Source organism: Mesoaciditoga sp. (assembly GCF_054006115.1).
On record NZ_JBPNHS010000022.1, the window covers coordinates 24987 to 38175 of the forward strand.

Here is a 13189-nt window from a genome sequence, read left to right on the forward strand (position 1 = left end):
AGTCTTTAAATGATAAAAGATCTAAAGAAGTGGTACTACGCTTTCGGGTTTCAAGGAAGCGCGTACGGATTGGCGAGTTTAATAGTAAGTTTGTTCGTTGTTGTAGCGTTAAATGGAAATGTGGCCAGCGCCAGTGTGGCGATGGCCATGTTTTCTTTGGGAAATTTACTTGGTTCCCTATTTACCGGAATCTTTCTGGACAAATACCCGCGATTTTTTGAGCTGGTCTTTTTAAGCGCATCGGTTGACGGCGTAACATTGATCCTCATGGGATTTACAAAATCAATCTTGATTTATTACCTTCTTTCCATGACATTTGGCTTTTTCTTGTCAATAATGAGCCCTACGATAGTAACGTACCTTAATAGAAAATTCGACGAAAGCATTTATCGTAAAGAAATAAGCACACTTAATCTTTTCAACAGTGTAGGAATAACGATTGGAATTTTTCTTGGGGGAGCTTGGTTAACGGTTTCCATTCCAACAATAAGCAATGAAACGCTGAAAATGCGCTCCATTTTTTTACTTTCAGCGCTTCTTTTTGGTATTTCGGCACTTTTTGCCTCTTTCTACTTGCGAAAAAAGATGTCATTTAAAAAAATTCACCGTTCGAGAAAGTTCAACGTAAACCTCCACTCCTTGGCTGGAAACATCATGGCTCTTCCTCACAACGTGCTTTCTCCATTCAACATGTCGTACTTCAAGCCGGAGACAAAACGTTACATGTTTGGGCTTTTTATCGTCTTTCTGGGAGCGAATATGTTCTTCACACCATTTCCAATCTTTTTGAAAAAAGTGATGAACATTCCAAGCGGATACATCTTTATAATTTACGGAATAAATAATTTATTCACGAACATGGCATATCTCTTCACAAATAAGGCTATGGAAAGATTTAGGGATATGTCCATAATGAGCGTAGTGCTTTGGATAAGAATAACCATGTTCTTGGCAATTGCGCTTTCCATTTTTGTACCACATTTTGGCCTTTGGATAACGCTTTCCGCTTTTATGGCTGTAGGATTTACATGGCCATTTTTTTACATTCCCGCCACCATTCAGGCTACAAACCTTGCCATGGTTGAAAATAGGGGAAAGATAATGGGACTTTTCAATATGGTCATAAATCTGGGTGCGATTTCCGCTTCCTTCATTGCTGGATACCTTGCTTTAAAACTCGGATACGTCTTTTCATTTTCAGTTGGTTCTCTTCTTTTGTTCCTTGGAGACAGGATTTTGGCTAAGATAGCAAAAACGCATCCTATAAGAGAAGAATTTCTCAAAGAACGGAGAAAGTTTTTGAATGATATAATAAAAAGAAAAAGAAAGAAAGCCGAAAATGCTGAAAATTTAAAAGATGAAGAAATTGAAAAGGCAAACGAGAATGGAGGAAAGAATTGAACGTATTGAAAAAACTGGTGAACGTTTTAGATAAAGTGCAAAAACCAAGTCGGTACATAGGTGGGGAATACAATAGCATACGCAAAAAAGATTCCAGAATAAATCTGTGCTTGATCTTTCCAGATCTTTATGACGTGGGAATGTCCCACTTTGGTATGTCGATTTTGTACGACGTGGTGAATTCTTCTTCGTTTGCGTCGTGCGAACGCGCTTATTTACCGTGGATTGATATGCAAGAGGAAATGAAAAGGGAAGGTATACCACTTTACTCGTTAGAAAGCTACAGACCATTGGACAAATTCGATGTTATTGGGTTTACCCTCCAATACGAAATGTCTTACCCCAATGTATTAAGGGCACTGAAGTTGGCAAACATACCGATTCATAGGAACGAACGTGATGACACGTACCCAATTGTCATAGCGGGCGGACCATGCACCGTGAACCCGGCCCCTATGGAGGAATTCATAGACGCATTTTTTGTAGGTGACGGTGAAGAAGGCATTATTGAAATGCTAAAAGTCATCGATGAAGGTGGAAACAAGAGACAGAAGCTTGAGAAGCTTTCCACAATCCAAGGTGTGTACGTACCTGGAATTAGTGAGAAAGTTTCAAAAAGATTCGTTTCTCGTATGCCAAACGCACCAACCGCACAAATAGTCCCTTACATGAATACCATTCACGACAGAGGTGTTGTGGAAATATTGAGAGGTTGTACGCATGGGTGTAGATTTTGTCAAGCTGGAATGATATACAGACCGGTTAGAGAAAGAAGCTACCAAGAAATCGTGGATCTTTCCAGAAAAATAGTAAAATTCACGGGTTACGAAGAAATAAGCCTTTTGTCTTTGAGTAGCGCAGATCATTCACAAATAAAGGAACTAATGTCACATTTAAAAGAAATGAAAAACGTTTCTTTCTCAATACCATCTACGCGCGTCGACGCTCTAAGCGTCGAATTGGCAAATGCCGTGAGCGGAGTTAGAAAGAGTGGCATAACGCTGGCACCAGAAGCGGGAAGTCAAAGATTAAGGGACGTTATAAATAAAGGAATAACAGAAGAACAGATATTTGAAGCCTTAAAGCACGCTAAAGATTCCGGATGGTCAAGGATAAAACTTTATTTCATGTTGGGATTACCCACAGAAAGTGATGAAGATGTTATGGCCATAGGCGAAATGCTACAAAAGGTTAAAAAAATGGGCTTTAAAAACGTTTCCGCCACGTTGGGTGTATTCGTTCCCAAGCCACATACGCCTTTCCAGTTTGCACCACAGATAGAACCAGAGGAAGCTTACAGAAGGTATAAACTAATATCATGGGCACATAAATACGCAAAGATCAACTTCACCGATCCCAGAAAAGCTTTAATAGAAGGTGTGCTTTCAAGGGGAGATTCGAATATTGGAAAAGTTATAGAAGAAGCGGAAAAGAAAAACTTGATTTTTCCTGATTGGAACGAAACTTTCAATCCAGATGAATGGATGAAAATTTTTGAAGAAGAAAATGTGAATTTAAAACAAATAAGTGCGGCGAAAGATGTAAAAGACGTTTTTCCATGGGATAAAATAGATATAGGAGTCTTAAAGGGATATTTGTGGTTAGAATATCAAAGAGCGCTTAAGGGTTCGCTTACGCAAGATTGTCGGAATGGTTGTACAGGATGTGGAGTGTGCCAACGTTTTGGAGTAAAAAATGTGTTGATGGGAAGGAAAGCTCCTGAGCCTTTAGAAGCCTCTATCGAAAAACTAAGCGGTGAAATCTTATGAACCAAATCAAGTACCTTTTTCACTACAAAAAATACGGAATGCTGAGATATTTGTCTCACCTGGAAACGATGAAAATGATAGACAGAGCTTTAAGAAGGACGGGCATAGAATTGAAACAAACCGAAGGTTTTCACCAAAGAACAAAAATTTCCTTTGCGCAAGCGCTGCCAACGGGTATAATAGATCTGGCAGGATTGTTCGTGGTGACGACTTTTGAAGAAATAGACATTTCACGTTTGAAAGAGGCAAATGAACTCTGCCCAAGGGGTTGTGAGTTTGTCAAAGCCGAAAAAGTTGATGAAAAATTCAAACTCTCTAGATTTGTGAATGGATATGAATTCAAATTGATATTTCTGAAAGAACCTGAAGATGCTTCGCTTGATATTGAGAAAAAGGGCGAAATATGGATCGCGAAAATTTTCAGATCATTCAATTCTTCAATTCCGAAGAATGGAGAATATGGGCAATTCTTAACGATTAGAAGCCGGGTCATCACAGGAGGTGCAAATGATAAAAGTACTTGTGATAGATGATTCAGATGTGTTGAGAAGAATATCGGTATTCAATTTAAAACGCGCCGGTTTTGACGTTTATGAAGCCATCGATGGAGTGGATGGTATTGAAAAGATGAAAGAATTGAAACCAAAGGTCGTCATTTTAGACGTGATGATGCCACGTTTAGATGGTTTCGGAGTTTTAAAAGAAATGCAAAGCGACGACTCTCTTAAAGACATAAACGTTGTCATGTTAACCGCAAAGGGTGGAGACGACGATGCAGAACACGCGCTAAAGTTGGGCGCAAAAAAATTTTTGACAAAACCTTTCAGCCCTAAAAAATTGGTGGAGGTTGTCAATGAACTTGCAGGGGAAGAATGAACTGAAAAAGCTCTACGATCTCATCTTAAGTGACTATAAAAAAATAGAATACGACTGTCCAGAAGTTGATCTATCAGAAGAAGATATAACGATAGAAAAAATGGCTTCGATGTTTGAATGTCTTATGAAAAGCGTGAAAAAATACAGGGATGAGCTTGAAAACACTTCTTTGATGATGGAAGCGAATTTGGAAGAAATTTCAAACACGTACGATCTGTTGTCGAGTTTGCTGGAAATCACCAACACGCTTTCCAAAAGTGTCAATCCGCATGACGTGGCCCTGGAAGTGGTGAACATAATAGAAAAGAACATTCCCTCGGAAGAAGTTGCACTTTTCACAATGGAAGAAGGACAAATAAGAAAATTCAGCCGCACCAAAACCAATAAAGCGGAAGAATTTTTTGATTCTTACATGCTTACCGAAAAACACAAAGTTGTGTTGGACGATAAAAATTCCTTGATGATCATCCCGATAGAATCTGAAGAAGAGTTTTACGGTGCCTTCGTTTTGGTAAACAAAAAGGGTGGTTCATTCTACAACGCGGCAGATAGAAAATTGGTTGAATCCACTGCCAAACAGTTAAGAGTGGCTTTTAGCAATTACCATTACTTTAAAAGTGAAGTTGAAAGAGCGGCAATTCAAAAGGAATTATCGATAGCTTACGATATACAGCAGCATCTTTTTCCAAAGAACTTTCCGAAAAAGTTCAGCGTTGCGGGCACATCCATTCCCGCCCACGATGTGGGGGGAGATTATTATGACGCTTTTGAACTAAACGGGAAACTCTTCATCACAATCGCCGATGTGTCGGGGAAAGGCGTACCAGCAGCCTTGATAATGAGTTCGTTTAGAAGTTATTTAAAGGGAATTGTGCAAAGTAACAGGAGTTTCTCAGAGCTCATAAATTACTTTAACCATCTTATTTCTTCTGATATCTCAGAAGACAGATTTGTAACCGCCGTGGTTGGCATATTCGATCCAAATAAATCTACTTTTGAATACGTAAACGCAGGCCATGATCCGATTATCTTTTCAAGGAACGGAGAACTAAGTTTCTTAAACGCTAACGGTGTTCCTTTCGGGATTTTAGACGTCCCGCAAGCTTATGAAATAAAAACCGTGCATGTAAAAAAGGGAGACGTTTTGGTTATGTACACAGATGGGGTTGCGGAAGCCAGAAACGTTTCAGGTCAAGAGTATGGTCTTGAAAGGCTGAACAATTTGGTTAAGAATTCCACTATGCTTGAACCATCCGATCTTCTTCAATTGATAGTCTCCGATGTCGCCGATTTTTCCTACGGCGCTCAACAACATGACGATATAACGGTGTTAGTCGCCAAAATATGAATGATTTTATGTTAAAATAGTCTGAAACTATATGAATTCAGGAGGGATTTTAAATGTCTGGACATAATAAGTGGGCCAACATCAAGCACAGAAAGGCGGCCCAGGATAGCAAGCGCTCTGCAGAATTTACAAAGGTCATAAGGGAGCTGACAGTTGCCGCAAGAACGGGCGGTGGAGATCCAAGTATGAATCCAAGGCTCAGAACGGCCATCGATAAGGCTCGTCAGGTTAACATGCCCAAAGACACGATTGAAAGGGCAATTAAGCGCGGAACTGGAGAGCTGGAAGGGGTTAACTACGAAGAAATCATGTACGAAGGTTACGCTCCAGCGGGAGTGGCAATGTACATATCAACGCTTACGGATAACAAAAACAGAACCACGGCGGATATAAGACACATACTTTCAAAATACGGTGGAAATTTGGCAGAATCTGGAAGCGTTGCATGGCAATTTGAAAGAAAAGGAATCATAAACGTGAAAAAGGAAGCTGTATCTGATGGTGACGAGTTTATGATGAGTGCCATCGATGCCGGAGCTGAAGACATAAAAGAAGATGATGATGGCTACGAAATAGTCACAGCCCCAGAAAATCTTTTAAAGGTCGTTGATGCTTTGAAAGCAGCTGGCTACGAAGTCGAATCTTATGAAAACACTTTTGTACCCAAAATGACGGTTCACGTGAGCGGAAAAGATGCTGAGAAAGTTCTTCAAGTTGTGAGTCTTATCGAAGATCTTGATGATGTGCAGGAAGTCTACGCTAATTTTGACATAGACGATGCGGAGCTTGAAGAAATAATGTCTAAAATCGGGTAAATTCATGTTGAAAAAGGTAGATTTGCATTTCCACAGTAATAATTCCGATGGCTCTTTGAGTGTAAGGGAAGTTTTGGAATTGGTAGCGCGGTCAGGCGTCAAATTGGCTGCGCTTACCGATCATGATACGATAAGCGGTGTGTTAGAAGCGAAAAAAGCGGCTGAAGAGTTGGGTATCTTTCTTGTAAGCGGTGTAGAAATATCCACTATGTACAAGGAAGGGGAAGTTCATATTCTTGGTTACGATTTCGACATAAAAAATAGAGAGTTTAATTCTTTTTTGTCTTCGAGATTTAAAGCCCGCATAGATAAAGTTGTAAGAATAGTAAACAAATTAAACTCGATGGAGTACGACGTAACTTTTGACGATGTGTTGGCCCAGTCTCCAGGTCCATTTGTTGGGAGAATGAACGTTGCAAAGGCGCTAGTAAAAAAGGGATACATTCGCAGTCCAAAAGAAGCTTTTACAGCTCAACTAATAGGGGACAATGGAGCTGCGTACGTTGCACCAGACGGTCTTTCTCCGAAGGAAGCGATAGAAAAAATACACGAAGCCGGAGGAATCGCGGTTGTCGCACATCCGGGTCTTTACAAAAACTCAAAACAGCATGGCTTAAAAGAAGAAGATATCGTTCAGATGATTGAATGGGGTCTCGATGGTGTAGAAGCTTACCATTCAAAACACACTTATTCTATTTCAAAATTTTATCATGAATTAGCCATAATTCACGGTATGTTGGTAACCGTTGGAAGCGATTACCACGATGGAATATATCCATTGGAATTTATGGCAATTCCAAGAGAAGTGATATTTGAGCTGACGAAATTCTTCGAAAGGAGACAAGGCCATAGGGTAAGAAAAAATTAACGGGAAATGGCCGAATTCATGAGAAAAGTAGTGTTCATCATTTCGCTCACTTTGATAATGGCAACCATTTTGTATGCCAAGCCCGTTAGTCACTTTGAAGGTAAAATAGGCCCTTATTTCTCATCCAATGGTTGTGAACTGGCGATAAATGGAAGATTCACGCTCAATTTCTGGGTTGCTCACGTCGTGAGCGAGCTTTCAATAGGTGTGACTGCCAGTAATAACACCCTTAACGTAACGTCTTTTTCTTCGAATGTTATTCGATACGCGAATTTCAATTGGAAGAATCTTAAAATTGAGTATGGTGCCACTTCGACGCATTCAACTCTATTTTTAACAACGTGGGATGTTGGAAACATCCCAAGAGGTTGGCGAAATGGTGTAGAAGTGAACAACGCCGGAAATGATATGGCAATCTTCTGGGATAGAGGAACATATGATTTGAAATATGTATCGCCATTCTTTTTCTCAGATTTCTGGTGGTACGAAAACGCTATGACTTTTACCTTTGGCCTTTCAAAAGGTCTTTTCTATCTAAATGGTGGAAAGTACGGTGGTTCATACTTCGTTGGACTTGGAGGGAAGTACGAAAATTTTGAAGTTTTACTTCAAGGATTTTCAAACGAAGAAATGGTTTTCCCAAATGCGAGTGAACAAATTCCATCTAAATACGTTGGAATTTTCAAATACGATAATGGCTCTTCAGAGGCGTTCTTCGCGATGAGTGAAAATGAGTTTTATTTCAATTCAAGTACAAAATTCAAATTATTTTCTGCGAACTTCAAAACGTTTTTATCCACAACGTATGTGAACACTTTTCCGCAAATATTAGAAACTAACTTTGGAATGAAAATTGAAAAAAGCTTTGGAAAGAACGTATCGCTTTTTGCGGATTTTTCATATGAAAAAGAAATGAGCTTATGGCTTGGAATGAAATGGAGGTTTTAGAATATGCTTGACAACGAATCATTTATGAAATTTGCCGACGCTATAAGAAGAAAGCTGAATTTTGATATGTCGGGATACAAACTTGAAAGAATGAAAAGAAGAGTGGACTTTCTGATAAGAAAGTACGGATTTAATGATTACAACGAGTACTTAAAGCTTTTGGACAAAGATCCATCCAAACAAAAAGAGTTCTTCGATAGGATCACCATAAATGTTACCGAATTTTTTAGAAATCCGGACAAATGGGAAAAATTCAAACGCTACATAGAAATGGAAATGAAGACCACGCCTCGTGGAACGATCTGGAGCGCTGGATGTGCAAGTGGAGAGGAACCATATTCGATAGCCATCATGCTGGAAGAGATGCACGCTTCTCCAATAAATTACAAAGTTTTAGCATCCGATCTAGATCCCAACATACTTGAAGTTGCCAAAAAGGGAATTTACGACAAGAAATCGTTGGTAAACATAAAAGAGTCTGTAAGAGATAAATACTTCAAAAAGCTCGAAGACGGACGTTTTCAAGTCATTGATAAGATCAAGAAGAGGGTAACTTTTAAGAGGCAAAATCTGCTGGCAGATCCATTTGAAAAAAACTTAATGGCTATTTTATGTAGAAACGTGGTCATATACTTTGAAATGGATGCAAAAGAAAAACTTTACAGAAAATTTGCGGAGGCTCTAAAACCCGGAGGGATCCTTTTTGTAGGAGGAACTGAAAGAATTTTCAACAGTAGAAAAATAGGCCTTGAACCGATCGAACCTTTCTTCTACAAAAAAGTGGTAAACGTGAAATGAGATGTGGGTTGAATGGTTAATAGCAGCTTCCGTTATCTTTTTTGATCAGCTGAGTAAACACGCAGTGGAAACTCACATGCATCTATGGCAAAGTATAGTGGTGATAAAGCACGTTGTGAACTTGACTTACGCCAAAAATACCGGTATGGGCTTTAGCGTTTTTCAAAGTGACCCTAAAGTGGTTGAATACATCGTTCTGTCCATAATTGTAGCGCTTGCAATATTTTCTTTAACCTGGAAAGAAAGAAAGAACTGGTTTTTTCAACTTTCAATGGGTTTAACGATTGGCGGTGCGCTTTCCAATGCGATTAGTAGATTGGCGTATGGATCTGTAACGGACTTTATTCAACTGCCGTACTGGCCAATTTTTAACGTTGCAGACTCTTGTGTTGTGGCCGGAGCGATAGGGTTAGGCATTTACTTTTTGAAGAGAGAGAGAAAAGTTGGAAAAAGTTGAGTTAAAGGTTACGACCAGAGAAGCGGGAAGACGAATTGACGTGGCGCTCATGGAATTTGCACCAAAGCACACGTCAAGAACGGTCATTCAAAATCTGATAAAAATGGGAAAGGTAACTGTTAACTCCTTACCAACAAAGCCATCTTACAAGTTAAAAGATGGAGACTTCGTTGAAGCCGTTTTTCCACCACCAGAGATGCCGATTATTCCAGCCGAGAATATACCGTTAGATGTGATATACGAGGACGATCACATGATAGTTGTGAACAAACAAGCCGGACTCGTTACCCATCCAACCGTGAAAAAGACAACCGGCACATTGGTAAACGCTTTACTCTGGAGATTCAAAGGGGAAACTCAACCTTTCATAGTTCACCGTCTTGACAAAGATACATCAGGGGTGATCCTTGTCGCAAAAGACCCAGAAAGCCAGCGCTTATTATCAGCACAATTCAAAGCGAGAAGAACAAAAAAAACCTATCTCACCCTGGTAGAAGGCATCCCAAAAGACGAAAGTGGAGAGATAAACGCTCCCATAGCAAGAAATCCACAGGTAAGAACGAGAATGGACGTGCTGAGCTGGGGAAGAAACGCGTTGAGCAAGTACGAAACACTGAAAACTTTTAAAAATTGGAGTCTTTTAAAAGTGAGAATCATGACTGGAAGAACTCATCAAATAAGGGTGCACATGAAACACATAGGACACCCGGTCGTTGGAGATCAAATCTACGGTGTAAAGCCATCATACCCTTTAAGTTGGGTAAGAAGACAGTTGTTGCACGCTGTGGTTTTAGAAATTTACCACCCTTTTACAAACGAGGCAATGAGGTTTGTGGCTCCACTTGCGGAAGATTTTAAAATGGCTTTAAAAGAAATCGCTTTCTTTGAAGGAGAAGAAAATGTTCGGTAGGATGTTTTTCATTCAAGCGCTTGGTGCGACCCCAGGAGTGCTAATCGCCATAACGGTACACGAATTCTTTCACGCTTTGGCTGCGTACCTTTCAGGAGACGATACCGCAAAGAAAGCTGGCAGATTAACTCTCAATCCCGTTAAACACTTAGATCCCATCGGAACCCTGATGCTCATTTTCTTTCACTTTGGATGGGCAAGGCCTGTCCCGATAAACTTCTGGAAGTTTAAAAGATTCAAAAGGGACATTATAATTGTTTCTCTTGCTGGACCATTCTCAAATTTCGTACTTGGCTTTATAACGGAAGGGATATTTGTAAAGACCGGTTTTTACGCTTACGCGAGATACTCTCCCCTCATTTTCAACACCTTTCCCAACATGAGCGCCAACCCATACGTATCGTATCTTGCGGATGCGACGGCCTGGTTTATATTGATAAATTACGTACTCTTCATATTCAATCTTATTCCGGTTCCCCCTTTGGACGGTTCAAAAGCGTTAGTGGCTTTTTTACCGAGCAAGTACATGAATTGGATGTTAAAATATGAGATGTACGGTACTATAATATTGTTGGTTTTGATCTTTTTTGGAATAGTAAATGTCATACTTAATCCCACGCTCTTATGGATGATAAACGTAACGGCGCGGTTTTTCGCGAGGTGATAGCTTTGAAAAACGACGTGAAAGTGTACCTTCCTGAAGAATTGAAAGATTTGAAGAAAGAAATGGATTCAATGGCAAAATTTACCTCTAAAGAAGATGCCGATGTTGTCTTTTCAACGTTTCCCATAAAAAGCGATAAGCCCCTCTGTGTCAAAACGAACAACGGCTTTGATGTATTCTATGCAGATAAAAAGGCAAATGTTCCAATTTCTGATCCGCTGTTAGCAATGGGAGTGGGCCTTTCCATGCAATTTGGTTTTAAAAACACTTTTGTTTACGCCGGAAGAATGAGAACTTTGATAAGCAGAATGCTCCAAAGCTTCATCGTAAACAGTGAAGTTGAAGACAGAAAAGGATTAAGCCATTCCGAGCGAGTCACAAAGTTGGTGGAAAAATTCGCTCCAACCTTGGGAATAGTTGGTGATGAATTGGAATTGTTGAGCAAATATGCCATGCTTCACGACGTCGGAAAGATAGGATTGGAACAGCTCATGCTTTACACCCCAACGAGGATAAGAATGTGGCTTCATGACGGAACAGATCACACGGTTGTTGGCTCTATCTTTCTTGCAACAACCATAGTTTTGGAAGATGCAGCTCCGATAGCACGCAGTCACCATGAAAAATGGAATGGCCAGGGCTATCCAGATGGTTTAAAAGGAGAAGAGATTCCGTACTACGCAAGATTAATAGGAATATGCGATTTCTACGATGAGGCTTTAAACACAGTTTCATCGGAGATATTGGGCAGACCTTTAAAAGAAGGCGAGGTTCTTGATTTAATAGAGAAAGAAGCGGGAAGCTCTTTTGATCCGGATTTGGCAATAAAATTCGTCAAATTCATGAGAAAAGAATTGGGAATGGAATGAAGAATTACAAAAGACACCGTGCAGACGTCTTCGAACAACTTGCTACAAGGCGGTACTCATCTTCAAAGCTCCAGCAAGGCTACCCCACGTCACCCGGAAGTGGCCACTTATGGCTGCTTCCTCTCGGACCTGACCAGGTTCGTGGTTTTCCGCTGCGTGGGACCTTGCTTTCAACGCTCAAAGGTGAGCCCTTTCCGTGCAACAAGCGCCCTGGGACGACCTTCGGCCCCGCATAAAGCGGATTTCGGGTAAAGGGAACCGCTAACTCCCCACCTAGCACGGTGTCCACAGGAAATTTTATCACAAATTCTTTTTATTTCAAAGCGCGAACAGGGAGGAATACATGAAAGTACTCGGTATAGATCTTGGTGGAACGAATATCGCAATGGCCGTTGTCAACGATAATGGCGAGATACTCGCAAGAAATAAAGTGGAAACGAAAGTCCATGAAGGCTTCGAGCGAGTTGTTCAAAGAATGTCAAATGCGGCCATCGAATTGATAGAAAAAGTGAATGGTGTTTCAAAGATAGGAATTGGATCACCTGGCTCTATAGATCATAAAAACGGTATTGTGAGATTCTCCCCGAATTTTCCCGGTTGGATAAACGTTCCACTCGCTGAGGAAATAGAAAAAAGGACGAAAGTGAACGTGTCTTTGGAAAATGACGCCAACGCATTCGTGATGGGAGAAAAATGGTTTGGCAAAGCAAAGGGCTACACCGATATAATCGGAATAACGCTGGGCACCGGTGTTGGAGGTGGCGTTATTACAGGAGGAAAACTCTTGAGAGGCCATAATGGAATAGGTGCCGAACTCGGACACATAATAGTTGATCCAAACGGCTATCCTTGCGGTTGTGGAAATCATGGTTGCCTTGAAACGATAGCCTCGGCTACGGGAATTTCCAGACTTGCAAAAGAGTGGAAGGAAAGGTATCCTGAAAGTGAGATAAAGAATTTCAGCGCGAAAGAAGTTATGGACGCCGCAAGAATGGGCGACCAACTTGGAGTTAAAGTTCTGGAGATTGTCTCACAATCGTTGGGAACGGCTCTTGGAAGCCTCATACACATTTTTAATCCACAAATAATCGTTATCGGCGGAGGTGTTTCCCGCGCTGGAGATATTTTGCTTTCTAGCGTTAAAAAGTACACGCGCGAAAATGTTATGAGATCTTTTTGGAACACGTACGAAATAGTTCTTAGTGATTTAGTTGACGACGCCGGAATATTTGGGGCCGCATCGATTGGCTTCGAAGAAATTGAGAGTTAGCCTCAAGCGATGCGTTAGCCTCCATGAGAACCTTTTCTTTAAAACCAGGAGAAAGAAACTCTGAATCGTGAAACGAACCGCAAAATAAAACCCTGTTTCCATCGTGAAAAATCACTTTAGACAATCCGTTCTGTGGTTCTGATACGAGAAAAACTCGACGATTCAAGTTTTCAGAAAGCAAACTTCCAAGAGAGTT

Annotated in this window: 14 protein-coding genes and 1 other RNA gene; 14 read left to right on the top strand and 1 reads right to left on the bottom strand. The window is 40.6% G+C overall.

The annotated features are described in order from the left end of the window. The first annotated feature begins 9 nt into the window (after positions 1-9). Genes ACXJIN_RS04020 through ACXJIN_RS04080 form a run of 13 tightly spaced genes read left to right on the top strand, consistent with a single transcriptional unit; the run spans position 10 to position 11723 of the window. On the top strand, positions 10-1401 hold the full coding sequence (locus ACXJIN_RS04020; protein WP_456399635.1) for an MFS transporter: 1392 nt from the start codon (positions 10-12) through the stop codon (positions 1399-1401). Beyond that, complete coding sequence (locus ACXJIN_RS04025) at positions 1398-3170, top strand: radical SAM protein (RefSeq protein ID WP_456399637.1); 1773 nt, start codon at positions 1398-1400, stop codon at positions 3168-3170. The genes ACXJIN_RS04020 and ACXJIN_RS04025 overlap by 4 nt, the downstream gene beginning before the upstream one ends. Further along, positions 3167-3703 (top strand): TIGR03936 family radical SAM-associated protein, encoded by a 537-nt coding sequence (locus ACXJIN_RS04030; protein ID WP_456399639.1) that lies wholly within the window; start codon positions 3167-3169, stop codon positions 3701-3703. Before ACXJIN_RS04025 ends, ACXJIN_RS04030 begins: the two co-directional genes overlap by 4 nt. Next, entirely contained in the window at positions 3678-4046 is a 369-nt protein-coding gene (locus tag ACXJIN_RS04035) for a response regulator transcription factor (RefSeq protein ID WP_456399641.1), read from the top strand. Before ACXJIN_RS04030 ends, ACXJIN_RS04035 begins: the two co-directional genes overlap by 26 nt. After that, entirely contained in the window at positions 4024-5394 is a 1371-nt protein-coding gene (locus ACXJIN_RS04040) for a GAF domain-containing SpoIIE family protein phosphatase (RefSeq protein ID WP_456399643.1), read from the top strand. Before ACXJIN_RS04035 ends, ACXJIN_RS04040 begins: the two co-directional genes overlap by 23 nt. A 53-nt stretch (positions 5395-5447) precedes the next feature. Further along, positions 5448-6209 (top strand): YebC/PmpR family DNA-binding transcriptional regulator, encoded by a 762-nt coding sequence (locus ACXJIN_RS04045; RefSeq protein ID WP_456399645.1) that lies wholly within the window; start codon positions 5448-5450, stop codon positions 6207-6209. Between the two features lie 7 nt (positions 6210-6216). After that, positions 6217-7077 carry a PHP domain-containing protein gene (locus tag ACXJIN_RS04050; RefSeq protein ID WP_456399647.1) on the top strand — a complete coding sequence of 287 codons (861 nt, stop codon included), beginning with the start codon at positions 6217-6219 and terminating at the stop codon, positions 7075-7077. A gap of 18 nt (positions 7078-7095) precedes the next feature. Next, complete coding sequence (locus ACXJIN_RS04055; RefSeq protein ID WP_456399649.1) at positions 7096-8025, top strand: hypothetical protein; 930 nt, start codon at positions 7096-7098, stop codon at positions 8023-8025. 3 nt (positions 8026-8028) lie between these two features. Next, a complete protein-coding gene (locus ACXJIN_RS04060; protein WP_456399651.1) occupies positions 8029-8823 on the top strand; it encodes a CheR family methyltransferase in 795 nt (264 codons plus the stop codon). A gap of 1 nt (position 8824) precedes the next feature. Then, positions 8825-9280: a signal peptidase II gene (gene lspA / locus ACXJIN_RS04065; RefSeq protein ID WP_456399653.1), complete on the top strand. Its 456-nt coding sequence runs from the start codon at positions 8825-8827 to the stop codon at positions 9278-9280. Next, positions 9267-10190 (top strand): RluA family pseudouridine synthase, encoded by a 924-nt coding sequence (locus tag ACXJIN_RS04070; RefSeq protein ID WP_456399655.1) that lies wholly within the window; start codon positions 9267-9269, stop codon positions 10188-10190. The genes lspA and ACXJIN_RS04070 overlap by 14 nt, the downstream gene beginning before the upstream one ends. Then, on the top strand, positions 10180-10854 hold the full coding sequence (locus ACXJIN_RS04075) for a site-2 protease family protein (RefSeq protein WP_456399657.1): 675 nt from the start codon (positions 10180-10182) through the stop codon (positions 10852-10854). Before ACXJIN_RS04070 ends, ACXJIN_RS04075 begins: the two co-directional genes overlap by 11 nt. A 5-nt stretch (positions 10855-10859) precedes the next feature. Next, a complete protein-coding gene (locus ACXJIN_RS04080) occupies positions 10860-11723 on the top strand; it encodes an HD-GYP domain-containing protein (RefSeq protein WP_456399659.1) in 864 nt (287 codons plus the stop codon). Positions 11724-11739: 16 nt separating this feature from the next. Here ACXJIN_RS04080 and ffs read toward each other — a convergent pair. After that, an RNA gene (gene ffs / locus ACXJIN_RS04085) (signal recognition particle sRNA large type) lies at positions 11740-12005 on the bottom strand. A gap of 61 nt (positions 12006-12066) precedes the next feature. Here ffs and ACXJIN_RS04090 point away from each other — a divergent pair. Further along, the gene (locus ACXJIN_RS04090) at positions 12067-12993 is read left to right on the top strand and encodes an ROK family glucokinase (protein WP_456399661.1); all 927 of its coding nucleotides are present in this window, start codon (positions 12067-12069) and stop codon (positions 12991-12993) included. Positions 12994-13189: the final 196 nt, after the last annotated feature.

Coding starts and splice junctions, on each gene's coding strand:
- ACXJIN_RS04020 (WP_456399635.1), top strand. CDS start 10: ATGATAAAAGATCTAAAGAAGTGGTACTACGCTTTCGGGTTTCAAGGA.
- ACXJIN_RS04030 (WP_456399639.1), top strand. CDS start 3,167: ATGAACCAAATCAAGTACCTTTTTCACTACAAAAAATACGGAATGCTG.
- ACXJIN_RS04035 (WP_456399641.1), top strand. CDS start 3,678: ATGATAAAAGTACTTGTGATAGATGATTCAGATGTGTTGAGAAGAATA.
- ACXJIN_RS04040 (WP_456399643.1), top strand. CDS start 4,024: ATGAACTTGCAGGGGAAGAATGAACTGAAAAAGCTCTACGATCTCATC.
- ACXJIN_RS04045 (WP_456399645.1), top strand. CDS start 5,448: ATGTCTGGACATAATAAGTGGGCCAACATCAAGCACAGAAAGGCGGCC.
- ACXJIN_RS04055 (WP_456399649.1), top strand. CDS start 7,096: ATGAGAAAAGTAGTGTTCATCATTTCGCTCACTTTGATAATGGCAACC.
- ACXJIN_RS04060 (WP_456399651.1), top strand. CDS start 8,029: ATGCTTGACAACGAATCATTTATGAAATTTGCCGACGCTATAAGAAGA.
- lspA (WP_456399653.1), top strand. CDS start 8,825: ATGTGGGTTGAATGGTTAATAGCAGCTTCCGTTATCTTTTTTGATCAG.
- ACXJIN_RS04075 (WP_456399657.1), top strand. CDS start 10,180: ATGTTCGGTAGGATGTTTTTCATTCAAGCGCTTGGTGCGACCCCAGGA.
- ACXJIN_RS04090 (WP_456399661.1), top strand. CDS start 12,067: ATGAAAGTACTCGGTATAGATCTTGGTGGAACGAATATCGCAATGGCC.